We start from the raw sequence: 24,436 nt of genomic DNA, 5'->3' as shown, positions 1-24,436 counted from the left end.
AAGGCCTCCGGGCCGGACGGGCGCGTAGCTCAGCGGGAGAGCACTACGTTGACATCGTAGGGGTCACAGGTTCGATCCCTGTCGCGCCCACCATTTTCGAGCCCGGAAGCTGCAAGAATATTGCAGCTTCCGGGCTTTTTTCTGTTTCGACAGGCTCCAGAAGCCTTCGTCGCCGAAAAATGCCGGCAAGTTGGCGGAGTGAAGCGAGGAGGCTCCGCCGCCGCGCTGTTTGTTCTGCCGCATATTGCGGCTTGCAAAGACATGCTATCGCTTCGAATCGAAGGAGCGAGCCGAGTGCCCGAAGACCGCTACCGAGCAGCGAGACGTCGATGGGTCGCCATTCTGGCCGCCTATCTGCTTGTGCTCCAGGCGGTCGTGACCGGCTTGGCGTCCGGCGCCTATGCCGCGGACAATGCCATCGCGCGCAGCATCGGCATGACCTTGTGCGCCCCGGTCGGGGATCACCAGCAGGGTGAGGGGGCCGATGCCGCCCATGCCGAGAGAATGGAGCGTTGCCTGATGGCCTGCGCTCTCGGCGCGGGCTTCGTCGGTGCGCCCTCGGCCGGGCATGAGCCAGTGATCTATCGCGCCGTCGACCGCGTCGCGTTCGCACGCCAGCTCGACACGCCTCAGGGCTATGTCGGGGGGCGTTCCCCCGCCAATCCACGAGCTCCACCCGTCCTGCATTGATGCCAGTCGGGCGCCGGTGCGGCGCCCGACGGGGCAGCGAGGATGGCTGGCCGGGTGCGCAGGACCTGACGCCCCCGGACCGATGTCGCGGCTTGCTTTCAGCTTCGGTCGAACGTCGCCGCATGCGCTCGTTCACCCGCCTGCGCGACACCTTTCCCGCTGCCCTCCCGACCGAACGGCGCCTGCCGCTGACGGCGCGCCCATGAGTCACGAGGACATCGACATGCTCAAGCCCATCAAGTTCCTGCTCTGCGCCCTGGCGATGGCCGGGAGCTCCGCGGCGGCCCTCGCTGCACCGACCGAGATCACCGACGCGCTGGGACGGAAGGTGACCGTCGACCTGCCGATCCGGCGCGTCGCGGTGAACTTCAATTTCGAGGAGTTCACCGCGGTCGCGGGCGTCGAAGGCTGGCAGAAGGTCGTCGGCATCTCCCGGGCTCCCTGGGAGGGGTGGCGACCTTTGATCTTCAAGCGCTACAAGGACGTCATCCCGAACCTCGCCGCCATGCCGGATATCGGCCACAGCGACGATGGCAGCTTCAGCGCCGAGAAGGTGATCGGTCTCAAGCCCGACGTGCTGTTCCTGTCGGACTGGGCCTACAAGGCGCTCGGCACGCAGATCGGGCAGATCGAGAGCGCCGGCATCCCGATCGTCATCATCGACTACAACACCCAGCTGCTGGAACGTCATCTCGCCTCGACACGCGCGCTAGGCAAGGTCATGGGCCGGGAGCAGCGGGCCGAGGAACTCGCCAATCTTTATGAGAGCCAGCATCGCGACATCCTCGCCCGGGTCGCGAAGGCGAAGATGGCGGGCGCGCCGATCAGCAAGGTCTATGTCGAGCTCGGCCAGGCCGGCGCGGAAACGATCGGCAATACCTACAACAACACGATGTGGGGCAAGATCATCACCACGCTCGGCGCGACCAACATCGCCTCCGGCAAGATTCCAGGCCCATGGGGGCCTCTCAATGGCGAAGCGGTGATCGCCGAAAACCCTGACATCATCCTGATGGCGTCGTCGTCCTGGGTGGGGCGGGCCAAGGCGGTCCGGACCGGCTACGACGTCACGCCAGAGGAGACCCGGGCGACCCTGGAGCCCTATGCCGGGCGGGCCGGCTGGGCGGGGCTGAAGGCGGTCCGCAACGGGGAGATCAGTGCCATCGAGCATGGCCTGTGCCGCACGCTCTACGACTTCGTCGCGATGCAGTACATCGGCAAGCGGCTCTATCCGGAAGCCTTCGCCGATGTCGACCCGGCCGCCAACTTCCGCGCCTATCACGAAAAATATCTGCCCATCACCTTCAGCGGGACATGGATGCTGCCGCTCAGGCCCTGACGCGCCCGGCCCTCCGGCGTGGCGCCGGAGGGCCATGTTCCGCCATTCGAGGACCCGCCCGATGTCCTTCAGCTCTTCCTGTCCTTCGCAGCGCCCGGCGCTCGCTCTTTCGAGAGCCCCTCGTGTCGAGCCGCTGGCGGCGCGCACGGCGTCCTGCGGCGAAAAGGTCCGGCAACAGGGACTTGCCGAGCTCTACGCGGCGATGGCCTGGCGCCGGACCCTGGTCCTGCTCTGCGGTTCGGCCTGCCTACTGGCCAGTCTCCTGCTCGATGTCGCCACCGGGCCGGCGCTGCTGCCGGTGCGCGACGTCGCCCGCTCGATCTTCGGAACGGCGCAGGACGCCAGTGTCGATGCGATCGTCTGGTCGATCAGGCTGCAGACCGCGCTCGTGGCGCTCGTCGTCGGAGCGGCGCTCGGCCTCTCGGGCGCGATGATGCAGACGATCCTGAACAACCCGCTCGCCTCGAGCTACACGCTGGGAGTCTCGGCCGGAGCCGGCTTCGGAGCGGCGCTGGTGATCGTGCTCGGCGTCTCGCTGCCCGTGCCGGAAGCCTATGCGATCCCGCTGATGGCGTTCCTGTTCGCCTGCCTCGCCTGCGCGGGCGTGTATGGCATCGGCGCGACCCGCGATTCCTCGCCCGAGATGCTGCTGCTGGCGGGAATCGCGCTGCTTTTCCTGTTCCAGGCTCTGCTGGCGCTCCTGCAATTCGTCGCCTCGCCGGAGGCTCTGCAGCAGATCGTCTTCTGGCTGTTCGGCAGCCTGCAGAAAGCGAGCTGGGGCAAGTTCTGGATCATCGCCGCGGTACTCGTCGCCTGCATGCCCGTTCTGGCAGCGGATGCCTGGCGCCTGACCGCGCTGAAGCTGGGCGATGAACGGGCGCGCGGCCTGGGCGTCGATGTCCGCCGTCTCCGGCTCCGCTCCTTCTTCCTGATCTCGGCGCTCACCGGTGTCGCAGTCGCCTTCGTCGGCACGATCGGCTTCGTCGGCCTGGTCGCGCCGCATATCGCCCGGATGCTCGTCGGCGAGGACCAGCGCAGCTTCCTGCCGGCCTCGGCACTTTACGGGGCGCTCCTGCTCTCGGTCGCCTCGATCGCCAGCAAGACGGCTCTGCCGGGTGCGATCGTTCCGATAGGGATCGTCACCTCGCTCGTCGGCGTACCCTTCTTCATCTGGCTCATCATGCGCAACAGGAGGGCCTTCTGGTGAGGCTCACGGTGAATGATCTCAGTGTCCGCTACGGCGCGACCGCGGTGATCTGCGGCCTCGACCTGGTCGCGGAGCCGGGCGAAGTGCTCGCGGTGATCGGGCCGAACGGCTCGGGCAAGTCGTCCCTGGTGAAGGCGGTCGCGGGCTTGCTGCCGCATGGCGGAACGATCGCCTATGACGGCCGGCGCGAGCGCCCTCGCAGCATCGGTTACATGCCGCAGGATATCGGCGTCCGCACCGCGCTGACCGTGCTTGAGGCGGTGCTGCTCGGGCGCTTCGGCAAGCTCGGGCTGCGGGTCGGCGCCAGCGACCTGGCGGCGGCAGAAGCCGTGCTCGTCGAACTCGACCTTGTGGCGCTGGCCTCGCGCTATCTCGGCGAGCTCAGCGGCGGCCAGCGGCAGCTCGTCTTCCTGGCGCAGGCGCTCGCATCCGAGCCGACGCTGCTGCTGCTCGACGAGCCGATCAGTGCGCTCGACATCCGTCACCAGCTGGAGGTCATGGAGACGATGCTCCGCGTGACGCGCGAACGCGACCTCACCACGCTGGTGGTCCTGCACGACCTCAATATCGCCGCTCGTTTCGCCGACAGCGTCGTTGCGATGCGGGGCGGCCGCGCCGTCTGCCACGGGCGGCCGGAGCGGGTGATCGAGCCGGCCATGGTCGCGAAAGTCTTCGACGTGCAAGCGGGCATGTCGATCGGAGCTGACGGCCGGCGCATCGTGACGCCGCTCAAGGCTCTCTAGGCGTGCCGATCGTCGGGGAACTGCCATCGTCCGCCAGGGCGCCAAGCGGTGTCCCGAGATCCATCATGGATTCGATGCCCTTTAGTGGCTTCCGGGGCTGCGCGGCTTCGTCCCTTGTTCAGGGATGACGGCGTGATTCCGCGCGAAATCCACATGTTTCAGGCGCGGGGTCGGTGCGAGAAGAAACCGTTGTATTGGCGAAAATGTCGGTGCAACTGGGAGGTGCGCGTCGTGGCCGATCTGATATCGTCGTGTTCGGGTCTCATTCCTGCGCATTTTGCCGAGGCGGAGAACTGACCATGCGAACGAAATGGTATGTCGCCGTGATTCTCGCCGCTGCGCTCGGTGGCTGCGTCACGCCGGCGGAGCAGCGCGCCGCCGATGAGGGACGCTGCCGGTCCTATGGTTTCCGCCAGGGCTCGGACCCGTTCGCCAATTGTCTGATGGCGCTTGATCTCGATCGTTCGGCGGCGCAGCGGGCCCGGCTCGAAACCAGCTTCTACGGGCCGGGCTTCTACGGGCCGGGCTGGTATCCATATCGGCGCTGGTGACAGCGCTGCGCGATCCTCGGGCTCCGTGAGACCGTCGCTTCTACCGTGCTGATTCGCCCTGCCCGCCGTTGCGCTTCATTCGGCGTCGGCCTGCCTTTCGGGAACCGCGTCGCGGAAGGCGGGCAAGGCGAGCGCCGCGGCTTCCGCTGCGAGCAGGCGCGGGAATTGCGCGACGTCGACCTTGAAGCGGCGCGCATTGCCGAGCTGCGGCACCAGACAGAGATCGGCGAGGCCCGGTGCGGCGCCGAAGCAGAAGGGGCCCGCCGTCCTGGACGCCAGGCGCTCGCAGACCGAAAGCCCGTCGATATTCACCGCCGCGGCCCAGGCCAGCACCTCGTCGCCGGCATGGCCCAGCTCGCGCAGCCGGTTGAGCACCTTGAGATTCTGCACCGGGTGGGTATCGCAGGCGATGACCTGGGCGAAGGCACGCACCCGTGCCCGTTCCTGCGCCGTCGCCGGCAGCAGCTGCGGCTCCGGGTAGGTCTCGTCGAGCCATTCGATGATGGCGAGCGACTGGGTCAGGACCGTGCCGTCGTCGAGCTCGAGCGCCGGCACCAGCCCCTGGGGATTGAGCGCGAGATAGGCGGGGGCGTGCTGCTCGCCATGGCGCAGATGATGCGAACGATGCTCGACGGCGATGCCCTTGAGGTTCAGGGCGATGCGCACCCGCCAAGCCGCCGAGCTGCGGAAATAGCCGTGCAGTATCATGCTCGCCTCGTCCCTCGCCGCCGGTCGCCCCGGCATCCTGTTGTCGGGCATTCCGGGGCGGATTGACAGGCGGGCTCGCCGAAATTTCTCAGCCGGCGACCGGGCGCGGGCTCGTGAAGGCGATCAGAAGGTGTAGCCGAGCCTGGCACCGAAATTGGACGGGCCGCGCGGGCTGCCGGTGCCGGCGGCGAGATTGTCGGAGCAGTTCGATGTGCTGAAATGCTCCATCGTCGCAATCAGGCTCCAGCGGTCGTTGAGGCGGTAGCCGAGCGAGGCGGCGCCGCGTGCTCCGGTATTGCAGCCGAGGTTCAGCCGGTTCTCGGGGACGACGGCGCCGGTCTTGCCGTTGTTCAGCGCGGCGCCGAGGCTGGCTTCGACGAAGAAGGCCTGCGAGATGTCGATCGTCCAGGTGGCGCCGGCATAGGCGTATTGCGTGCCGTTGAGATTGAGGCTCGAGCCGAGATGGAAGCGCGGGACGAAGGCGTTGGCGATGCGATCGCTCAGCGTTGCGATGCGCGGGGTCAGAAACTCGCCGCCGAAATTCAGCAGGCCGCTTTCGCGCCCGCCGGGATTGGCGGCGCCGGCGCCGAAGCGCGCTTCCCAGGAGGCGGCGGGCGATTGGCCGGCCGGCGCATAGCCCAAGGCGCGGGAGACGTTGCTTTCGCTCTGCGCCAGGGCTGGCGCGGCCAGGAGGGAGAAGGCAACGGCTATCGACGCGACGCGAACCATGGCGGGCAGATGTTCTCTTAATCAGATGGTAAGCTAGTGAAGCACAGAGAGTGGTGGCCGCAATGTGACGGCGCGGCGCTGTCCACCGGATGCGTCAGCCGCTGCGCCACCATGCCACGCCCAGGATCACCAGAATAGCGATGAACTGCAGCACGACGCGCAGGCGCATCAATTTCTGCGAGGTGCCGGCGCTGCCGCCGCGCAGCATGTTGATCAGGCCAAGCAGCAGCACGACCGCAACGGCGCCGACCGCGACCGGAGTGAGGATGGACGAGAAGCTCATCGTCAGGGTGTAGTCCTGTCGGCTCGCCTTGGCCAGCGTCGCCACGGCGGCGAAGCGCCACAGTTCAGCGATAGCGGCGCTGCACGATCAGATTGGCGGCGAGGGTGAGCAGCAAGGTGGCCGTCATCAGGATGAAGGAGATGGCACCGCCAAAGGGCCAGTTGTTCTGCTGGGCGAACTGGCCATAGACCAGCGGCCCCATCATCTGGAATTTCGGACCGCCGAGCAGAACCGGCGTCGCATAGGCGTTCATCGCCAGGATGAAGGTCAGGATCGTGCCGGCGAGAATGCCGGGCAGAGCGAGCGGCCAGAGCACGCGCCGGAACATCGCCACCGGGCCGGCGCCGAGGCTGAAGGCGGCTTCCTCGACATTGCGGTCGATGCCCTCGATCACGCTCTGCAAGGTCAGCACCATGAAGGGCAGGTTGACCGCGACGATGCCGATCAGCACGGCATTCTCGGTGAACATGATCTCAATCGGCTGGTCGATCAGGCCGAGGCCGAGCAGCGAGGCGTTGAAGGCGCCCTTGTTGCCGAAGGCGGTCATCCAGCCGGCGGCGCGCACGGCATTGCCGACGAAGAGCGGCAGCACCACCAGCATGACCATGAGGTTCTTGAAGCGGCTCTGGGTGCGGGCCAGCACATAGGCCAGCGGAAAGCCCATGATCAGGCAGGCGAGGGTGCAGATCACCGCGACGCGGACGGTGCGCAGCAGCACGTTGAGATAATAGGCGTCGGTGAAGAACTTGACATAGTTCTCGAGCGTCAGCCCGTCGACCATGAACTGGCCGGGAACGAACTGGTTCAGCGAATAGCGGAACAGGATCGCGACCGGGCCGATCAGCCCGATCGCGACCAGGATCGTCGCCGGCAGGACGAGCATGCCGGCGAGGCTGGTGCGGGCGCCCGCGACGGGTTCGGGGGCGGTCATGCTCATTGCGGCCTCACGCCTTGAAGACCTTGTCCCACCACTCCTTCATCGCCGCGTCGTTCTTGGCGAGGTAGCCGTAGTCGAGATCCTTGAGGCGCTTCTCCTCCTCGGACGTGAAGCCGATGCGCTTCTGCAGGTCGGGGGCGATGGAGAGGCCGGTGACGGTGCCGTTATAGCCCATGTCGACGGCGAAGGCCTCCTGCGCGCTCTTCTCCAGCATGGCGTTCATGTAGAGATAGGCGTTCTCCTTGTTGGGCGCGTTCTTGGGGATCGAGAAGCCGGAGATGTAGAGCGGGATGCCCTCGCTCGGCGCGGCGGATTCGACGGGGATGCCGGCGTTCTGCCACTGCACGGCGCGCGCCTTCCACATCACGCCGATGCCGATCTCCTCGGTCTTCATCGCCTGGGCGAAGGCCTCGTTGGTCGGGTAGATGCGGGCGCCGGCCTTCTTGGCCTCGAGCAGAACCTTCTTGGCGCCTTCGAAGTCGATCATGCTGGCGCCGCCGGTCGCGGCCATGGAGGCCGCCATGATCACATAGAGATACTGGATGTCGATGATGCCGATCTTGTTGCCGTGCCTGGGGTCGAAGGCGTCCTTGAAGCTGGTCGGGGCGGGGCTGATCAGCTTGGGATTGTAGACCACCACCTTGCCGGAATAGATCTGCCCGATGCCGTAAGGGTATTTCATCGTCGGCATCAGGTTCTTGGCATTGGGGATCTTGGCATAGTCGAGCTGCTCGACGACGCCGGCCTCGTTCATCTCGAACATGTTGGCGGAGGAGAGGCCCTGAATGTCGGTGGTGCCGCGCGGCAGGCGCCGTTCGGCCACCATCTTGGCGCGCCGCGGCGAATCCGCGGCCTGGTCCTGCAGGATCTCGATGCCCTTCGGCTTGAGCAGCGGCTCCTCGATGTTCTTGGTCAGCAGGCGGGCATAGTCGCCGCCCCAGGTGCCGACCACGACCTTGCCGCCGGATTGCGCCAAGGCAGGGCTGCCGAGGGCGGAGGCGGCGGTGCCGGCGGCCAGGCCCTTCAGGACGTCGCGTCTGTCGATCGACTTCATGACTGTTCTCCCCTGTTGGACGCCTGCTCGGAAGCGCTGAGACATGGTCTGATCCGGAGAGCGGTCGCCGCCTTCCGGAGCCAGGTTTCAGCTCTCGCGCGGATAGACGAGCCCGGCGTCTTCGGCCCAGCCTATCGTGATCCTGTCTCCCGGTTTCGGCTCGACCGTGCCCTGCCGGTTCGGCAATTGCAGCAGCATGCGGTCATGCTCGGTCAGCCGGACATCGATGTCGAGCAGGGCACCGAGATAGGAAACATGCTCGACCCGGGCCTGGAATCGGTTGGTGCAGCTTTCCGCCTGCGCACCGATGGCGAGCCGTTCGGGTCGCAGCGCCAATGTCGCCGGGCCGAGCGCCGGGGCGCTGCAGTCGATCTCGAGTCCGCCCTGGCTGCGGAAGCGGCCGGGCGCCGCGATCTCGCCGTCGAGGAAGGCGCTGCGTCCGATGAAGCCGGCGACGAAGCGATCGGCCGGCTTCTCGTAGAGCTCGCGCTGGGTGCCGATCTGGCGCACCTTGCCCTTCTCCATCACCACCAGCCGGTCGGCCATGGTGAGAGCCTCTTCCTGATCATGGGTGACCATGATCGTGGTCAGGCCGAGCTTGCGCTGGAGGTCGCGGATCTCGACGCGGACCTCCTGGCGCAGCTTGGCGTCGAGATTGGAGAGCGGCTCGTCGAGCAGCAGCACGTCGGGCTGCATGGCCAGCGCCCGGGCGAGCGCGACGCGCTGCTGCTGGCCGCCGGAGAGCTGGCGCGGATAGCGCTGGTCGAAACCGCTGAGCTGGACGAGGCGCAGGGCCTCGGCGACGCGCGGGGCGCGCTCAGCCGGCGCCATCCTGCGCATCTCGAGGCCGAAGGCGACGTTGTCGGCGACGCTCATATGCGGGAACAGGGCGTAGCTCTGGAAGACCAGCCCGCAATTGCGCTTCCAGGGCGGGAGATTGGTGACGTCACGCTCGCCGATGGTGATCCGCCCGGCGGTCGGCTGGATGAAGCCGGCGACCATGCGCAGGGTCGTGGTCTTGCCGCAGCCGGAAGGGCCCAGCAGCACCAGGAACTCGCCATCGGCGATGTCGATGCTGAAATCGTCGACGGCGTGGAACTCGCCATAGGTCTTGCGCAGATGCTCGATCGACAGACGCGCCATCAGACGACCCGGCTCAGCTTGACGTAACGGTCGGTGACGATCATCGCCGCTCCGATCAGGACGATCTGGATGACGGAGGCGGCGGCGACCGCCGGATCGATCTTCCATTCGAGATATTGCAGGATCGCGATCGGCAGGGTGATCCTCCCCGGTCCGACCAGGAAGAGGCTCATCTCCAGATTGCCGAAGGAGGTGACGAAGCTGAACAGGCCGGCGGCGACGAGGCCGGGCCGAATGCTCGGCAAGGTGATGCGCCAGAAGGTCGTCCAGGGATTGGCGCCGAGATTCTGCGCGGCCTCCTCGATGGTGCGGTCGAAGCCGACCAGGCTCGCGGTGACGAGCTTCACCACCCAGGGGATGACGATGAGGGTGTGGGCGGCGACGAGGCCGCCAGCCGAGCCCAGCACCGGCAGGCCGGTGGCGATCTCGGTCTCGATCTGGAAGACATAGGTCGCGGTGCCGAGCACGATGCCGGGCATCACCAGCGGCAGCAGCAGGAAGGTGTTGAGGGCCGGCCCGAGCACGATGCGATGCCGGACCAGAGCGAGGCTGGCGGGCACGCCGAGCATGAGGCCGATCAGGGTCGAGAGCACGCCGACCTGCAGGCTGAGCAGGAAGCCGTCGACGAAGGCCTTGTTGCCGGCGGCCGCCGAGAACCAGCGCAGCGAATAGCCTTCCGGCGGGAAAGAGGGGATTTCCTGGCGGAAGAAGGCGAGCCAGGTGACGAAGATCAGCGGCAGGAGGATGAAACCGAGCGAGAGCATGGCCGCGCCGTTGAGCGCGATGCGGCCGAGGCTCAGGCGGGCGGCAGTCAAGCGGGCTTCCCTATCATCGGCCGGCCGTTTCCCTCACTGCAGCGTGTTCTTGTGGAAGGCGCCGCCCTTCATGATCACCGGCAGCTTCGCACCCTGATCCTGGAACAGGCCGAAATCCTTCAGCGGGTCGCCGTCGACCAGGATGATGTCGGCGAAGGCGCCCGCACGCAACGTGCCGAGCTTGCCTTCCATGCGCAGCAATTGCGCGCCGACCGTCGTCGCCGAGCGGATGATCTCGATCGGCGACAGCACCTCCCGGCGCAGCAGGAACTCGCGCGACTGGTCGACCTGGAGCTGGCCGAGCAGATCCGAGCCATAGGCGACGGGAACGCCGGCGCGCTTGCAAATCTCGAGCGATTTCAGGCCGCCCTCGATGACGAGATCGTTCTTGGCCAGCATGTCGCCGGTCATGCCGAATTCGGCGGCGCGCTCCTTCATCGCGTAATAGGCGACGAGATTGGCGGTGAGGAACATGTTGTTCTCAGCCATCAGTTCGGCCGAAGCCTCGTCGATCAGATTGCCGTGCTCGATGGCACGCACGCCGCATTGCGCGGCGCGGGTGATCGCTTCGGGCGTATAGGCGTGGGCGCAGACATAGCGCCCGAAGGCCTTGGCCTCGGTGACCGCGGCCGTGACCTCCTCGACGGTGAACTGCATGGAATCGAGCGGGTCGTAAGGGCTGGCGACGCCGCCCGACATCATGATCTTGATGTGGTCGGCGCCGAGCCGCATCTGCTCGCGCGTCGACTTGATTACCGACGAGACGCCATCGGAAATGTTCATCGTATAGGCCATGGCGTTGCAGCAATGGCAGCGGGCGCCGAAATCGGTGCGTCGGCGCGGATCGCTATGGCCGCCGGTCGGGCCGATCGCGGCGCCGGCGATGAACAGGCGGGGACCCGGGATGTCGCCCTTCTCGACCGCCTCCTTGATGCCCCAGTCGGCGCCGCCGGTGTCGCGCACCGAGGTGAAGCCGCGGTCGATCATGCCGCGCATCAGGCGGGCGGCGCGGGCGGTCGCGAGCGTCAGCGGCACGCTCTCCAGGATGCGGATATAGACCTCGGAGAGCATGACATGGACATGGCTGTCGATCAGCCCGGGCATCAGGGTGCGCCCGCCGCAGTCGATCACCTGCGCCTCGGCGGCCTTGATCGGCTTGTCGGAGACCTCGCGGATCAGCTCGCCCTCGACCAGGATCTCATGGCCGCCTTGCAATTCCCCGAGCGCGGGCTCTAGCATCGCGAAGTTGCGGAACAGGATCTGCGTCATGGCGGGCGGCCTCCGAGCGATCAGTCCTGATATATTATGGGCGGAAATTCACTTGTCCATCACGCCATGCGCGAGAACCGCAAGCTCTGCCTCCCGGCGGGCTCAGCCGGCCGCCATCGCGTTCTGGGCTAGGGTGCGCCCGCGGACCGGGCTCGCAAGATTGTCGGCCAGCGCCCGGCTGATGGCCGGCAGCCCGTCGAGCAGGTTCGGCAGGAAGGCCTGAGACGGTGGCTGGCGCGTCGGCAGCGCGCACAGGGCGCGCGCCATCTGCAGCGGGTCGCGCTGGCTTTCGCCGTTCTGGACGGGGTCGTGCAGCACGTCGATCAGGCGCAGGCTGTCGGCGCGCTCGGCCCTTATCGCCTGCTCCAGCCGTGGCTTGACGCGCGGCACGATCAGCGCCGGCTTGTCGAAGGAGAGGATCTCACAGAAGGTGTTGTAGCCGCCCATGGCGACGACGCAGTGGGCCCGGTTCATCAGCAGTTCGAGCCGGGGCTCGAAGCCGATGCTTTCCAGCTTCGGCAGACGGGCGATGCGGTCGGTGAATTCCTTGCGCTTCTCGCGCGACATGAAGGGGCCGAAGACGATGAGGGCCGGCAGCTCGATCGTCTGGTCGCTCTCATAGGCGGAGATCACCCAGTCGATCACGCCGGCGCCGTCGCCGCCGCCGCCCGGCGTCACCAGGATGAACGGGCCCTTGGTGATGCGCGGATGCCGGTAAGGCGGCATCGGCGAGGGTACGGCGCGCTTGAGATAGCCGGTATAACGAATCTTGTCGGCGAAGAGTTGCTGGTTGGGCAGGCCGATGAGCGGGTTGTAGATGCCTTCGAGCCCGTAGACGAAGATGTCGTCATAGACATTGGCGAGCGCATCGAGCGCCCCGCTCTGGCGCCATTCGTCATGCACGATGGCCGGTTCGTCGAGCACGTCGCGCAGGCCGAGAACGATGCGGGCGCCGCGCCGCCGCAAGATCTCCAACGAAGGCAGCAGTTCGCCGCGCAGCCCGAGTGGCTCCTTGTCGACGATCACCACATCCGGATCGAAGGAGAGTGCGACCTGCTTGATGATCTCGGCGCGCAGCCGAAGCGTGTCGCCGAGATCGAGATTGAGGTGATGCGGCGAATAGCGGCCATCGCCGTGCTTCTCGACGCCGGGGATGCGGACATAGTCGACGCCGTCGCCGAACTGGAAGCTCGAGATCACCGACGAGCCCGAGACGATGATCACTGATATATGAGGATAGCTCGCGACCAGCGAGTTGGCGATCGCCCGGCAGCGGCGGATATGGCCCAGCCCGAAGGTGTCGTGGCTGTAGATCAGGACCCGCGGTGCGTGCGGACTGCCGGGCGCGCGGCGCGCCCCGCTTTCATCGATGAGGCTGAGGGACATGCCGCGTCGCGTCCTCTGCTGGAAGGTCAGACGGCCTCCTGGGGACGGAGAACGCACCGATACTGGCTGAAACCATAGCGCCGCCCGCCGCTCACTCCAAGTCCGCCGGCCGCGCAAAAAGCGTCGCAGGGCATACAAACTCGACGGCGGGATGGCTAGCGATTCTCCCGAGCAGGGTGTCGAGAAAGGCCCAGCAGGTCGCGTCATGGTCGCGGTGGTGGAGCAGCAGGCCGAACGTCGTCCGGGTTTTCGCCTGGTTGCGGCGCTGAATGAGCAAAGCGAGCATTTCCGCCAGCAGCTCCTCGGGATTGCGGCCGATCCGGCCGCCATGCCAGTCGATCAGGTCGAGATCGCTGTTGACCAGCACCGGACCGCTCGGCGTGCCGAGGCTGAACTTGCGGAAGCAGGACAGGCCGGCCAGCCCGATTTCGGGCAGAGCCCGGGCAATGGCGGGGTCGATGCGGTTCCAGGGCGGCACGAAGACCGGGAGCGCGCGGGGGCCGAACAGCTCATGCAGGCGCTGCCAGCCCTGCGCGATGTCGGCGAGCACGACCTCTGCCGGTCGGTGGTCGCCGACCTCGGACTTCTTTTGCGATGCCGGTGCGTGGTTCTCGTGGCGGATGCCGTGCTGGCAGGGGAAAAGCAGCGGCGCGCCTTCGAGGCGCCGCGCCAGCGCCTGCTCGGCGAGGAGCGGGATGGTTGCGAGCAGCACCGGCACGGCATGGCGCTCGGTCAAATCGATCAGGCGCTCGAACTGGTCGCTCGGGGCGACGGCATCGTCGTCGCGCAGCCACAGCGCGATGCGTCGGCCGGCGAGAGCCCAGCGATCGAGTTCGGCGATGAGGTCATGCCAGTCGGCCGGCGCGTTCATCGGCGTGCTCCGCCATGGCGGGTGCGGTGGCGCTGCAGCGCGTTTTCCAGGGCCGTGCCGAGTATGGCGCAGGCCGCCTCGCCATTGCGCTCCTCGCAGGCGAATATCTGGGCGGCGGCGCCGAGGCGCTCGCGCAAACCGGGCTGGTCGATCAGGGTCGCGATGGTGCTCGCCAGGGCGTCCTCGTCATGATCCGCGACGAGAAGGCCGGTCCGGCCGGGCTCGACAACCGCCGGGACGCCGCCGCTGTGAAGCGCCGCGACCGGCAGGCCGGCGGCCTGCGCCTCCAGATAGACCAGGCCATAGGCCTCGTTGAGGCCGGGCCAGACGAAGAGATCATGGGCGGCGAGCTCGGCCCGGGTCTCGGCATTGCCGATTCGTCCGAGCCAGCGCAGCCGCTCCGACGGAAGGTCAGCGAAGGCGGCCTCGATGGCGGCGCGCTGGGGCCCGTCGCCGACCAGAGTCAGCGTCCAGGGCCGATCGGCGATCTGGGCGAGGGTCCGGGCCAGGGCGAAATAGCTGTTCTCCTTGGTGCCCTTGCGCATCATGGCGACGACGATGAGGCGAACCGGTTCGCCCGCAGGCCGCGCGGCGCCGGTTCGAGCCGGCCTCTCGCCATCGGCGAGCAGGAAGGGCGGCAGGTCGATCAGCGGGACGTCCACCGGGAGCAGCTTGGCGAGGCCTTCGCGGTCGCGCGGGGTCATGCAGAAATGCAGGTCGGCCTGCCGGATGGCGGCGCGCGCCAAGCCCGCTGCCGGCGTCCATCCGGCTGCAAAGCGCTTGGGCGCGTCGCTGGCCTCGGCCAGGAGATAGGGCAGGGCGAAGCGTTCGACGAGGACGGGGCCGATCAGGTCCGGGGCGCGGTAATGGCAATGATAGGTGAAGAACAGGTCGGGCCGGACGGCGGGCTCCTGCCAAGCGCGGGCAAGCTGTTCGATCACCTCCTGCGCCGCCGCCTGGTTGGCGACGAGCTCGGCCTCGCTCGGCTCACGCATGAAGCTGCGCTCGGCCGGCACGATCGCGACGCGATGGCCGAGGCGCTCCAGCAGCGTGACGAGCTGCCGGGCCATGCGCCGGTCGCCGGAGACGGCGCCGTCGCCATAACGGTTGAGCGGCGTGTGGAAGGCGATCTTCAAGGCAGGCATAAAGGGCAGTCCGGCCGAGGCACGCGCTCAGCGATAGGGATCGGCTGCGTCGCGCAGGCCGTCACCGAGGAAATTGAAGGCGAGGATGATCAGGATGACCGGGACGCACGGATAAAGCAGCCAGGGATAGAGCGCCACCACGTTGATGTTCTGCGCTTCGTTGAGCAGCACGCCCCAGCTGGTGATCGGCGGCCTGAGGCCGAGGCCGAGGAAGGAGAGGGCGGTCTCGCCGAGGATGGTCTTTGGCACGGTGATCGTCGCGGCGGCGATCAGATGGCTCATGAAGCCAGGCACGAGATGCAGGCCGATGATGCGGGCGGGCTTTGCTCCCATCAGCTGGGCGGCGACGACATAATCCTCCTCGCGCAATGAGAGCAGCTTCGAGCGAACGGCCCGCGCCAGCCCGGTCCAGTCCATCAGGCCGAGGATCACGGTGATGCCGAAATAGACCAGGAGCGGGCTCCAGGAGGCCGGCATGATCGCGCTCAGGGCGAGCCAGAGCGGGATATGCGGCAGCGACTGCACGATCTCGATCAGCCGCTGGACGAAGAGATCGACCTTGCCGCCGTAATAGCCGGCGATGCCGCCGATGATCACGCCCAGCACGAAGGAGACCATGACGCCGAGCAGGCCGATGGTCAGCGAGATGCGCCCGCCATAGAGGATGCGCGAGAACATGTCGCGGCCGAGCCGGTCGGTGCCGAGCAGGAAGAGCGTGCCGCCCTCCGGCGGACAGAACAGCCGCAGATTGCCGGGGAAAAGGCCCCAGAAATAATAGTCCTCGCCGCGACAGAAGAAGCGGATCTGCTGCGGGCGCGAGGTGTCGACGTCGTATTCGCGCTTCAGATTCTCCATGTTGAGGCGCTGGGTATAGGGGTAGACGAAGGGGCCGAGGAAGCTGCCTTCGTGGAAGAGGTGCACGCGCTGCGGCGGGGCGCGGATGAAGTCGGTGTCGCGGGTCGTATAGTGATAGGGTGCGAGGAACTCGCAGATCGCCACCGAGAAATACATCACCAGGATGACGACGCCGGAGATCACCGCGAGCTTGTGCCGGCGGAATTTCCACCACATCAGCTGGAGCTGCGAGGCGAGATAGACGCGCTCCTGCTCCGGCGACATCTTCTCGACGGCATAGGGCTCGAACGGCGCCGTCGACCAGCGATGCGGCAAGGGGGCAGGGCCGGCGGCGGGCTCGTTGGCGGGGGGCGGCGAGGTCGTCACTTGGTCGCCGTTCCCTGCAGGCGGATGCGCGGGTCGAGGATCGCGAGCGCAATATCCGAGATGAGCACGCCGATCACCGTCAGGAAAGACAGGAACATCAGGAAGGAGCCGGCGAGATACATGTCCTGGCTCTGCAGGGCGCGGATCAGCAGCGGGCCGGTGGTCTGCAGCGAGAGCACGATGGCAACGATCTCGGCGCCGGAGACGATCGAGGGCAGGATGTCGCCGATATCCGAGATGAAGAAGTTCAGCGACATGCGTAAGGGGTATTTGCGCAGTGCCTTGCCGGGCGGCAGGCCCTTGGCGCGGGCGGTGACGTAATACTGCTTCTGGAGTTCGTCGAGCAGGTTGGCGCGCACCGAGCGGATCATCCCGGCGGTGCCGCCGGCGCCGATGATGATCACCGGTATCCAGAGATGCTCGAGCACCGATTTGAACTTCGCCCAGCTCATCGGCTGGTTGAGATATTGCGGGTCGACGAGCCCGCCGATCGAGGTGCCGAACCAGACATTGGCGAAATAGAGAAAGATCAGCGCCAGCAGGAAATGCGGCACGGCGAGGCCGATCAGGCCGATGAAGGAGAGCCCGTAATCGCCCCAGCTGTACTGATGCGTCGCCGAATAGATGCCGATCGGGAAGGCGACGATCCAGGTGAAGATGATGGTGAAGAAGGAGACCACCATGGTCAGGAAGAGCCGGTCGCCGACGATGTCGCGGACCGGCAGCTGGTATTCGAAGGAATAGCCCATGTCGCCGCGCAGGAGGCCGGTGACCCACCAGAAATAGCGCTCCAGTGGCGGCTTGTCGAAACCGTATTCCTTCTTCAGGAACTCGACGCGGCTCATGTCCGCCTTCTCGCCCTGGGCCTGCATCTCGGCGACCATGGTCTCGAAATAGTCGCCTTCCGGCAGGTTGATGACCGTGAAGATCAGGGCGCTGGTGATCAGCAGCGTCGGGATCATCACCAGGATACGCTTGAAGATGTAGCTCAGCAGCACGGCGTCACGGCTCCCGCTTTGCCGCCGGCGCGTCGGCGAACCAGAAGGTGTCCGGCAGATAGCGGCCGAAGAAGGCGCCGGGCTCGAAGCTGTAGAGCCCTTTCTCGGGGACGTTGCGCAGGTCCCTGGAAACCACGACCGGCTGAAGCGTGGCGTTGATCACGCCGATCGAGAAGAGCTGCTCGGCATTGATCCGCAGCATCTTCTGCCAGATCAGCCGGCGCTCCTCATGGGTCGTCGAGCGGCGCCAGGCGATGTAGAGCTCGCTCAGCTCCCGGGCCTCCGGCAGATCGGGCGCCTCGCCCTCGCGCCCGCCGGATTCGAAGAACTGGCCCCAGCGCGGCCAGTTGAACTGGCTGGACGAGGTCGGCGCCAGCGCGTCGGGCTCCATCTCGGCGGCGACCAGCGCATTGTCCATGCCGGTCCAGACCGACATCACCGTCTGGCCGGCGAGGATGCGGCGGCGGAAGACGTCGAGCTGCGAGGAGCGCGGGTGCATCTTCAGGCCGATGGCGCGGAAATCCTCCTTCAGCAGATCGAGGATGTCGGTCTCCTCGGTCGAGGCGCCGGCGGTCTCGATGGTGAATTCCAGGCGCCTGCCGTCGGGAAACAGCCTGATGCCTTCCGAATCGCGCTTGTCGAGCCCGATCTCGTCGAGCAGGCGGTTCGCCTCCGCCCGGTCCTGCTTCATCCACATATGGGCGAGCGAGCGGTCGTGGAGCGGGCTTTCGGGCAGGGCGGTGTTGCCACTTTCCTTGGCCAGGCCGAAGAAGATGACCCGGTTGACGTCCTTGCGGTTGATCGAGAGCGAGAGCGCCCGGCGCCAGCGCTGGTCGCGGTTGAGCGTGCGCCAGGCCGGATCGACGGCATTGAGATTGGGCATCAGCGCGAAATAAGCGCCTTCCGCGCGCTTCCAGAGCCGGACGTCGAAATTCATCCGCTTCGAGGCTTCCTTGAGGAAGGTGTAGTTGTCGAAGCGCAGATAGCGGGCCTGCAAATCGGCCTCGCCGGCCGCAGTCTTGGCCGGGATCAGCGATGCTGTGCCGATATTGATCTTGACCTCGTCGACATAGGGCAATTGCCGGCCATTCTCGTCGACGCGATGGAAATAGGGGTTGCGGACGAAGATGAACTGCTCGGCCGGGATCGGCGTGGTGTTGCGCCAGGCATCGAGCGTCGGCAGGTCGGGGTTCTCCGGGCGGTACTGGCGCGAGAAGCGCTCGTGCAGCGCGCCCCAGTCCTTGACGCGGATCTCCCGGACCTTTTTCGCCAGCGCCTCCTTGTCGGCATAACGCTCATGGAATTGCCGCAGATAATGGGCGGGCATGGCGATATAGAGCGGCTGGGCACCGGCCAGCGCCGGCAGGAAGACCGGGTTCGGCCTGGCCCAGGAATAGCGCAGCGTGCGCTGGTCGAGGATTTCGAGTGTTGCCTTCTCGTCGGCGATGACCAGGGCCTGAGGCGGCCCGCCCGGCGAGAGCCGCCTGTTGTTGGCGACATCCTCCCACCAGTAGCGAAAATCCTCGGCGGTGAAGGGATGTCCGTCGGACCAGCGGTGCCCGGCCCGCAGCCGCAGGGTGAAGATGCGCCCCTGCTCGACCTCGACGGATTCCAGCAGGTCCGGCACAAGGTCGAGCTTGTCGTCATAGCCGACGAGACGGGCATAGCCGTAGATCGTCATCATGCGGATGTCGCGCTGGTCGCCCATCAGCATGCGTACCGTGCCGCCATGCCGGCCGGGCTCGCGCCCCATCGCGCCGACATCGATGACGCGTGGATTTTGGGGCAGGCGCTGGGCGAGCGGCGGCAGCTGCCCGGCCGCGACCTGGGCGGCGAGGGCAGGGCTGTCGATATAGTCCCGGGCCCGGGCGGCGCCTGCGAAGGGAACCGTCTGTGCGGCCAGCGCGGCGAGCATCGCCAAGGTTTCGCGCCGCGTCGTCATCAGGCAAGCTCCCTGACGTCTGCGCCCTGGCGGGCGAGCACGAGATGGCCGGCGCCGAGATCGAGATGGGCGAGCCGCTCGCCATCGCCCTCCGGCTTGAAGCAGGCCGGCCAGTGCCGCATGTCGGAGGCGCCGCTGGGCGCCGCCAGCTTGAAGTCGAGCTTGCGGTCGAGATCGGCGAAGGGGACCGATTTCAGCAGCGCCTTGGTGTAGGGGTGGACCGGCGCGCTGAACAGGGTGTGGCGCGGCGCGAGCTCGACGATGCGGCCATTGGCCATCACCGCGATCCGATCGGCCATGTAGTTCACCACGGCGAGATTGTGCGAGATGAACAGGAAGGTCAGCCCGCGCTCGGCCTGGAGATCCTTGAGCAGGTTGAGGACCTGGGCCTGGACCGATACGTCGAGCGCCGACACCGGCTCGTCGCAGATGATCAGGTCAGGATCGAGCGCAAGCGCGCGGGCGATGCCGATGCGCTGGCGCTGGCCGCCGGAGAAGGAATGCGGATAGCGGTTGAGGAAGCGCGGATCGAGCCCGACATCCTCCATCAGCGCCCTGACGCGAGCCTTCTGCTCGGCGCCGTCACCGCGCTCATGGATGGAGAGCGGCTCGCGCAGGATGTTCATCACCGTCATGCGCGGCGAGAGTGACGAGACCGGATCCTGGAAGATCATCTGGACGCGGGTGCGGAAGCGGCGCAGTTCCTCGCCCTTCAGCCCGAGGACATCAGTGCGCCGCTGGCCGTCGTCGAACCAGACCTCGCCGGAATCGGCGGTGACCGCCCGCATGATCAGCTTGCTGACCGTGGTCTTGCCACAGCCGCTCTCGCCGACCAGGCCGAGGCACTCGCCGCGCCTGATGTCGAAGCCGACATCGTCGACCGCCAGCACGGTCGCTTTCGTGGACTTGCCGAAGAAGCGGCTGGAACCGGTGGTGTAGGTCTTGCGCAGATGGCGTACTGCGAGCAATGGCGCGTCCGGGCTGCCGGCAGGGCGCGGGGCCGGCTGCGCCTTGGTGGTGGCCGGCGGGCGCGGACGCGCCTCGCGCAGCGCCACCAGCCTTTCGCCCTCCTGCATGTCGAAATGCGGCGAGGCGTTGAGCAGAGCCTTGAGATAGGGATGCTGCGGGCGGCGGAAGATATCCTCGGCGGTGCCGCTTTCCATGATCTCGCCATGGTAGATCACCACGACCTCGTCGGCCATGTTGGCGACGACGCCGAGATCATGGGTGATGAGCAGGATCGCCATGCCCATCTCGGCCTGGAGCTCGCGCATCAGGTCGAGGACCTGGGCCTGGATGGTGACGTCGAGCGCGGTGGTCGGCTCGTCGGCGATCAGCAGAGCCGGCTTGCAGATCAGCGCCATGGCGAGCATGGCGCGCTGGCGCAGGCCGCCGGAGAGCTCGAACGGGTAGAAGCCATAGGCTCGCACCGGGTCCTTGAAGCCGACGCGCTTCAGCATCGCGGCGATCAGCTCCCTGGCCTGCGGCTTCGGCATCGGCCGGTGCAGGAGCAGCGCCTCTTCGATCTGGTTGCCGATGGTATGGACCGGCGAGAGCGAGGACATCGGCTCCTGGAAGATCATGCCGATGCGCCCGCCGCGCAGCGCTCTGATCTCCTTGCCCTCCGCCGGCAGCGCGGCGATGTCGATCGCCATCGCCTGATCCTGTGGATCGCGGAACAGGATCTGCCCGCCGGTGACGGCGCCGGCCCGCGGCAGCAAGCCCATGATCGCCTGCGAGATCACCGATTTGCCCGAGCCGGATTCCCCGACGAGCGCCACGGTTTTGCCGGCGGGGATCCGGAAAGAAACGCCCTTCACGACATCGCGAGCGAGGCCGTGGACGGTGAAGCCGATACGCAGGTCCCTGATCTCAAGAATATCCATGAGCGGCGAACGCCGTAGCCTCTGTTCGGTTGCCGCCGGCAGGCGCGGCCCGCCGGCATTCTGGTACCATCTCCGGCGCCGATCCCCGATCCGTCAATCCCGCGCAGATTGTCCTGCCTCGATGACGTCCGCGCAACATGTCGGCGGCCGGAACGGGCGCAATTCCCGTCCCGGTCGGCGGGTTCGGCTTCCCCCCTGCGACGGAACTTGAAATAGTGGTTCTTGTCGAGTCCCCGCGCCTGCCTGCCGCGCATTGCACGAGGACGAGAACTGACCACATATGAGCCCTGCGCCGGGCCGGCTTACCGGCGCTTGCGGCCTGAGGACGGGATTACCCCTTGGAGAGAAGCCTCTTCCGGTATGTCTGGCAGAAGAGCCGCGCCGAGCAGATCGTCGTTCTGCTGATCATCCTCGTCTCGATCCCGTTCAACTGGGCCTCGTTCGACGTGCCCAAGCGCATCGTCAACGATGCGATCCAGGGGGGCGCCTTCAGAAACGGCAGGACCTCGGTGACGGTCTTCGACTGGACCCTGCATCTGCCCGATCTCCTCGGCGGCGGCAGCCTGCCGATCTTCGAGGGCTTCCAGGTCGGGCAGCTCGGCCTGCTGCTGTCGCTGAGCTTCTATTTCCTCGGCCTCGTGCTGATCAATGGCGGCTTCAAATACGCCATCAATGTGCGCAAGGGCATTCTCGGCGAGCGCATGTTGCGGCGCATGCGCTACGATCTTTTCGCTCAGCTGATGCGTTTCCGTCCGGAGGATATCCGCGCGGTCAAGCCGGCCGAGGTGGCGAGCATGATCAAGGACGAGGTCGAGCCGATCGGCAGCTTCGTCGGCGACGCCTTCATCCAGCCGGCCTTCCTGCTCAGCCAGGCGCTGACGGCGCTGGTCTTCATCATGATGCAGAGCGTCTGGCTCGGCTCGATCGCGCTTTTGATCGTGCTGATGCAGGCCGTGATCATCCCGATCCTGCGCCGTGAGCAATTGCGCCTCGGTCGCGAGCGCCAGATCGCCTCGCGCCAGCTCGCCGGCAGGATCGGCGAGATTGTCGATGCCGGCCCGACCATCCAGGGCCATGGCGCGACCTCCTATATCCAGTCCGACATTGCCGGCCGGCTCGGCACGCTGTTCGATATCCGCTTCGCGCTCTACAAGCGCAAATTCGCGGTCAAGTTCCTGAACAACCTCCTGGCGCAGATCACGCCCTTCTTCTTCTACGCGATCGGCGGCTTCTTCGCGTTGCAAGGCCGGCTCGACATCGGCCAGCTCGTCGCCGTGATCGGCGCCTATCGCGACTTGCCGCCGCCGGTGAAGGAGCTGATCGACTGGGACCAGCAGCGCAACGACGTCATGATCAAATACGAGCAGGTGATCGCGCAGTTCAATCCGCGCGAGACGCTGGAGCTCGAGGAGAAGGACGGGGTTGCGAGTCTGCCGAAGCAGGGCGAAATCCGGCTCGACAAGGTCGAGATGTCGGATCATCGCGGCCAGCCGCTGCTGCTGCCGCTTTCCTTTTCGGTGAAGCGCCCCGGCTGCATCGCCCTGATCGGGCCCGCTGGCAGCGGGCGCGACACGCTAGGACGCATTCTCGGCCGGCAGAGCATGGGCTATGAAGGACGGGTGCTCATCGATGGTCGGCCGCTGAGCTCGTTCAGCGTCGAGAGCGCCAGCCATATGATCGGCTATGCCGGCCCGGATGCCGAGATCATCAATGGCCGGCTGCGCGACAATCTGCTGCTGCCGCTGAAGCGGCGGCGACCGACGATCCGGCCGGGTCGTTCGGTCGATCAGACCGAGCATCGTCGCTTCATCGAGGCGCTGCGCGCCGGCAATACGCCGCTGCCCTTCACCGCCGACTGGAACGACTATGAAGGCGTCGGGCTGGAGGGGGCCGATGCCCTGGAGGCGCATGTGCTCGCCGTGCTCGACATGCTCGGCTGCTCCGACGAAATCTACGAGCTCGGCCTGGACGCCAAGGTGATCGCGCCGCTGCCGGAAGGGGCGGCCGAGCGCATCATCGAGGCGCGCCGGGTGGTCACCGCCGAATTGGCGCGGTCGAATCTGGGCGGGCTGATCGAGACCTTCGATCCCGAGCGCTACAACGCCAATGCGACGATTGCCGAGAATCTGATCTTCGGCGCGATCCGCAACGGCCGCAGGCCGGCGGAGGTGCTGCTCGAAGATTCCTACGCCCGATCCGTGCTCCAGGCGGAAGCGCTCGAGGAGCCGCTCACCGAGATCGGGGCGCGCATCGTCAACACCCTGGTCGAAATTTTCGCCGACATGGTCCAGGGCCAGGCGCTGTTCGCGCGCTATGGTTTCGGCGGCGACCTCGATATCGAGAAGCTGAACGAGCTCGCCGAGGCGCTGCGCCGGCACGATATGCGTGGGCCACTCGACCCGGAGACGCAACGCGAGGTCATGGGGCTGGCGCTGCGCTATATCGAGCCCAAACACCGGCTCAACCTGCTCGACGACGCCCTGCAGCGCCGCATCCTGCGCGCGCGCCAGACCTTCAAGACCTATCAGCCGCCGGAGAGCAGCGAAGAGGTCGAGTTCTACGATCCCAACGACGTCATCCACGGTGCCAGCGTGCGCGACAACCTCTTCTTCGGCCGCCTCGGCTTCGGCGCCGATGCCGGGGAGAAGGTGGCGGCGATCGTCCGCAACGCCTTGTCGCGGGCGGGCCTGGACGCGGCCGCCTACCGTCTCGGGCTCGACACCGATGCCGGGCCGCGCGGCCGCCATCTGCCGCTGCGGCTGCGGCTGATGGTGCCGCTCGCCCAGGCGCTGATCAAACGCCCCGACATATTGGTGCTCGATCTCGACGGCTTCCTCGCCGCAGGCAGCGATCCTGCCGGGCTGGTTTCGCGTCTCATCGCCCATTGCCGGGAACAGACGCTGTTCCTGCTCTTGACCGACCCCCACCTCGCTGCCGATATCTCGGACAAGCTGGTTTTCCGCGGTCCGGCCGGCCAAATTCCGGGCGAAGACGAGGCCGAAGGCGAGGCCGATGAGCTCATCGCACCGCCGCCGCAGGACGGCGCCGGGCGGATCGAGGCGAGAACATGACGCTCGAGCGCGATATCAACTGCCTGAAGGAGGTTCCGCTTTTCCGGACCCTGCCGGCATCGCGCCTCAAGCTGCTCGCGCTGATGGGGGAGCGGCGGCATTTCCCGGCCGGAACCCTGATCAGCGAGGAGGGGCAGAGGCCGCAGGAGGTCTACTGCATCCTCCAGGGCGAGATCGAGATCTCACACCCGCTGGCAAGCGGTGAGGCGCATTCCTTCCGGCTGGCGACGGGAAGCCTTCTCGGCGACGTGCCGCTGCTCTCCAACGAGCCCACGGTCGGCCGGATCACCGCCAAGACCGATGTTTCGATGTTGCGGCTGCCGCGCGAATTGTTCTTCGAGCTGCTCGACAGCGTTCCTGAATTTGCGGTGGCGCTGTCGCGCGACCTCGCCACGCGGCTGTACCGGCTCGCCGGTGCCGTCCTGCGCGGCGAGAAGACGCAGTGATC

The 24,436-nt window shown here is 66.7% G+C and carries 22 protein-coding genes and 1 tRNA gene; 8 read left to right on the top strand and 15 right to left on the bottom strand.

Annotated elements, in window-relative coordinates:
- Positions 1–18 precede the first annotated feature (18 nt).
- The 6 genes from J0J10_RS19735 (at position 19) to J0J10_RS19710 (ending at position 4,530) form a co-directional block, all read left to right on the top strand.
- A tRNA-Val gene (locus tag J0J10_RS19735) sits at positions 19–93 on the top strand.
- A 201-nt stretch (positions 94–294) separates the two neighbouring features.
- On the top strand, positions 295–690 hold the full coding sequence (locus J0J10_RS19730; protein ID WP_291648484.1) for a DUF2946 family protein: 396 nt from the start codon (positions 295–297) through the stop codon (positions 688–690).
- Between the two features lie 223 nt (positions 691–913).
- On the top strand, positions 914–2,029 hold the full coding sequence (locus J0J10_RS19725; RefSeq protein ID WP_291648482.1) for an ABC transporter substrate-binding protein: 1,116 nt from the start codon (positions 914–916) through the stop codon (positions 2,027–2,029).
- Positions 2,030–2,231: 202 nt separating this feature from the next.
- Positions 2,232–3,236, top strand: a complete 1,005-nt coding sequence (locus tag J0J10_RS19720; RefSeq protein WP_291648588.1) for a FecCD family ABC transporter permease — start codon at positions 2,232–2,234, stop codon at positions 3,234–3,236.
- Entirely contained in the window at positions 3,233–3,979 is a 747-nt protein-coding gene (locus tag J0J10_RS19715) for an ABC transporter ATP-binding protein (protein ID WP_291648480.1), read from the top strand. The genes J0J10_RS19720 and J0J10_RS19715 overlap by 4 nt, the downstream gene beginning before the upstream one ends.
- 293 nt (positions 3,980–4,272) lie before the next feature.
- Positions 4,273–4,530 (top strand): hypothetical protein, encoded by a 258-nt coding sequence (locus J0J10_RS19710; RefSeq protein ID WP_465247229.1) that lies wholly within the window; start codon positions 4,273–4,275, stop codon positions 4,528–4,530.
- A 75-nt stretch (positions 4,531–4,605) separates the two neighbouring features.
- On the opposite strand, the gene maiA is transcribed toward J0J10_RS19710, so the two are convergent.
- From maiA to J0J10_RS19635, 15 genes are all read right to left on the bottom strand, one after another.
- Entirely contained in the window at positions 4,606–5,238 is a 633-nt protein-coding gene (gene maiA, locus J0J10_RS19705) for a maleylacetoacetate isomerase (RefSeq protein ID WP_291648476.1), read from the bottom strand.
- Between the two features lie 123 nt (positions 5,239–5,361).
- The gene (locus J0J10_RS19700; protein WP_291638574.1) at positions 5,362–5,967 is read right to left on the bottom strand and encodes an acyloxyacyl hydrolase; all 606 of its coding nucleotides are present in this window, start codon (positions 5,965–5,967) and stop codon (positions 5,362–5,364) included.
- Between the two features lie 94 nt (positions 5,968–6,061).
- Positions 6,062–6,250 (bottom strand): twin transmembrane helix small protein, encoded by a 189-nt coding sequence (locus tag J0J10_RS19695; RefSeq protein ID WP_291638592.1) that lies wholly within the window; start codon positions 6,248–6,250, stop codon positions 6,062–6,064.
- Between the two features lie 64 nt (positions 6,251–6,314).
- Positions 6,315–7,187, bottom strand: coding sequence for an ABC transporter permease (locus J0J10_RS19690; RefSeq protein ID WP_365877858.1), 873 nt, complete (start codon positions 7,185–7,187; stop codon positions 6,315–6,317).
- Between the two features lie 7 nt (positions 7,188–7,194).
- Positions 7,195–8,241 carry an ABC transporter substrate-binding protein gene (locus J0J10_RS19685; RefSeq protein WP_291648474.1) on the bottom strand — a complete coding sequence of 349 codons (1,047 nt, stop codon included), beginning with the start codon at positions 8,239–8,241 and terminating at the stop codon, positions 7,195–7,197.
- An 87-nt stretch (positions 8,242–8,328) separates the two neighbouring features.
- The gene (locus J0J10_RS19680) at positions 8,329–9,384 is read right to left on the bottom strand and encodes an ABC transporter ATP-binding protein (RefSeq protein WP_291648472.1); all 1,056 of its coding nucleotides are present in this window, start codon (positions 9,382–9,384) and stop codon (positions 8,329–8,331) included.
- Complete coding sequence (locus tag J0J10_RS19675) at positions 9,384–10,199, bottom strand: ABC transporter permease (RefSeq protein ID WP_291648470.1); 816 nt, start codon at positions 10,197–10,199, stop codon at positions 9,384–9,386. The genes J0J10_RS19680 and J0J10_RS19675 overlap by 1 nt, the downstream gene beginning before the upstream one ends.
- Before the next feature lie 33 nt (positions 10,200–10,232).
- On the bottom strand, positions 10,233–11,468 hold the full coding sequence (locus J0J10_RS19670) for a metal-dependent hydrolase family protein (protein WP_291648467.1): 1,236 nt from the start codon (positions 11,466–11,468) through the stop codon (positions 10,233–10,235).
- A gap of 102 nt (positions 11,469–11,570) precedes the next feature.
- Positions 11,571–12,854, bottom strand: a complete 1,284-nt coding sequence (locus J0J10_RS19665; protein WP_291648465.1) for a glycosyltransferase family protein — start codon at positions 12,852–12,854, stop codon at positions 11,571–11,573.
- A 91-nt stretch (positions 12,855–12,945) separates the two neighbouring features.
- On the bottom strand, positions 12,946–13,725 hold the full coding sequence (locus J0J10_RS19660) for a polysaccharide deacetylase family protein (RefSeq protein WP_291648463.1): 780 nt from the start codon (positions 13,723–13,725) through the stop codon (positions 12,946–12,948).
- Entirely contained in the window at positions 13,722–14,870 is a 1,149-nt protein-coding gene (locus tag J0J10_RS19655) for a glycosyltransferase family 4 protein (RefSeq protein WP_291648461.1), read from the bottom strand. The genes J0J10_RS19660 and J0J10_RS19655 overlap by 4 nt, the downstream gene beginning before the upstream one ends.
- A 27-nt stretch (positions 14,871–14,897) precedes the next feature.
- Complete coding sequence (locus J0J10_RS19650) at positions 14,898–15,989, bottom strand: ABC transporter permease (protein ID WP_291638590.1); 1,092 nt, start codon at positions 15,987–15,989, stop codon at positions 14,898–14,900.
- Positions 15,990–16,087: 98 nt separating this feature from the next.
- A complete protein-coding gene (locus J0J10_RS19645) occupies positions 16,088–17,086 on the bottom strand; it encodes an ABC transporter permease (protein ID WP_291638589.1) in 999 nt (332 codons plus the stop codon).
- A 7-nt stretch (positions 17,087–17,093) separates the two neighbouring features.
- Positions 17,094–19,031 carry an ABC transporter substrate-binding protein gene (locus J0J10_RS19640; RefSeq protein WP_291648459.1) on the bottom strand — a complete coding sequence of 646 codons (1,938 nt, stop codon included), beginning with the start codon at positions 19,029–19,031 and terminating at the stop codon, positions 17,094–17,096.
- Positions 19,031–20,917: an ABC transporter ATP-binding protein gene (locus J0J10_RS19635; protein ID WP_291648457.1), complete on the bottom strand. Its 1,887-nt coding sequence runs from the start codon at positions 20,915–20,917 to the stop codon at positions 19,031–19,033. Before J0J10_RS19635 ends, J0J10_RS19640 begins: the two co-directional genes overlap by 1 nt.
- 338 nt (positions 20,918–21,255) lie before the next feature.
- On the opposite strand from J0J10_RS19635, the gene J0J10_RS19630 reads away from it, so the two are divergent.
- Positions 21,256–23,988: an ABC transporter transmembrane domain-containing protein gene (locus tag J0J10_RS19630; protein ID WP_291648454.1), complete on the top strand. Its 2,733-nt coding sequence runs from the start codon at positions 21,256–21,258 to the stop codon at positions 23,986–23,988.
- Positions 23,985–24,434 (top strand): Crp/Fnr family transcriptional regulator, encoded by a 450-nt coding sequence (locus J0J10_RS19625; protein ID WP_291648434.1) that lies wholly within the window; start codon positions 23,985–23,987, stop codon positions 24,432–24,434. The genes J0J10_RS19630 and J0J10_RS19625 overlap by 4 nt, the downstream gene beginning before the upstream one ends.
- The last annotated feature ends 2 nt before the right edge of the window (positions 24,435–24,436 follow it).

Origin of the sequence: Allobosea sp. (assembly GCF_017308075.1) — a bacterium.
In the GTDB taxonomy this organism is placed as follows: domain Bacteria; phylum Pseudomonadota; class Alphaproteobacteria; order Rhizobiales; family Beijerinckiaceae; genus Allobosea.
Note: the sequence above shows the minus strand (reverse complement) of the source record. Positions and strands in the feature narration are given on the sequence as shown.

Excerpts from the sequence above, each read along its gene's own strand:
- maiA (WP_291648476.1), bottom strand. The coding sequence starts at position 5,238 with ATGATACTGCACGGCTATTTCCGCAGCTCGGCGGCTTGGCGGGTGCGC.
- J0J10_RS19700 (WP_291638574.1), bottom strand. The coding sequence starts at position 5,967 with ATGGTTCGCGTCGCGTCGATAGCCGTTGCCTTCTCCCTCCTGGCCGCG.
- J0J10_RS19625 (WP_291648434.1), top strand. The coding sequence starts at position 23,985 with ATGACGCTCGAGCGCGATATCAACTGCCTGAAGGAGGTTCCGCTTTTC.
- J0J10_RS19640 (WP_291648459.1), bottom strand. The coding sequence starts at position 19,031 with ATGACGACGCGGCGCGAAACCTTGGCGATGCTCGCCGCGCTGGCCGCA.
- J0J10_RS19725 (WP_291648482.1), top strand. The coding sequence starts at position 914 with ATGCTCAAGCCCATCAAGTTCCTGCTCTGCGCCCTGGCGATGGCCGGG.
- J0J10_RS19665 (WP_291648465.1), bottom strand. The coding sequence starts at position 12,854 with ATGTCCCTCAGCCTCATCGATGAAAGCGGGGCGCGCCGCGCGCCCGGC.
- J0J10_RS19720 (WP_291648588.1), top strand. The coding sequence starts at position 2,232 with ATGGCCTGGCGCCGGACCCTGGTCCTGCTCTGCGGTTCGGCCTGCCTA.
- J0J10_RS19695 (WP_291638592.1), bottom strand. The coding sequence starts at position 6,250 with ATGAGCTTCTCGTCCATCCTCACTCCGGTCGCGGTCGGCGCCGTTGCG.
- J0J10_RS19635 (WP_291648457.1), bottom strand. The coding sequence starts at position 20,917 with ATGGATATTCTTGAGATCAGGGACCTGCGTATCGGCTTCACCGTCCAC.
- J0J10_RS19685 (WP_291648474.1), bottom strand. The coding sequence starts at position 8,241 with ATGAAGTCGATCGACAGACGCGACGTCCTGAAGGGCCTGGCCGCCGGC.
- J0J10_RS19680 (WP_291648472.1), bottom strand. The coding sequence starts at position 9,384 with ATGGCGCGTCTGTCGATCGAGCATCTGCGCAAGACCTATGGCGAGTTC.
- J0J10_RS19670 (WP_291648467.1), bottom strand. The coding sequence starts at position 11,468 with ATGACGCAGATCCTGTTCCGCAACTTCGCGATGCTAGAGCCCGCGCTC.
- J0J10_RS19690 (WP_365877858.1), bottom strand. The coding sequence starts at position 7,187 with ATGAGCATGACCGCCCCCGAACCCGTCGCGGGCGCCCGCACCAGCCTC.
- J0J10_RS19660 (WP_291648463.1), bottom strand. The coding sequence starts at position 13,725 with ATGAACGCGCCGGCCGACTGGCATGACCTCATCGCCGAACTCGATCGC.
- J0J10_RS19655 (WP_291648461.1), bottom strand. The coding sequence starts at position 14,870 with ATGCCTGCCTTGAAGATCGCCTTCCACACGCCGCTCAACCGTTATGGC.
- J0J10_RS19650 (WP_291638590.1), bottom strand. The coding sequence starts at position 15,989 with ATGTCGCCGGAGCAGGAGCGCGTCTATCTCGCCTCGCAGCTCCAGCTG.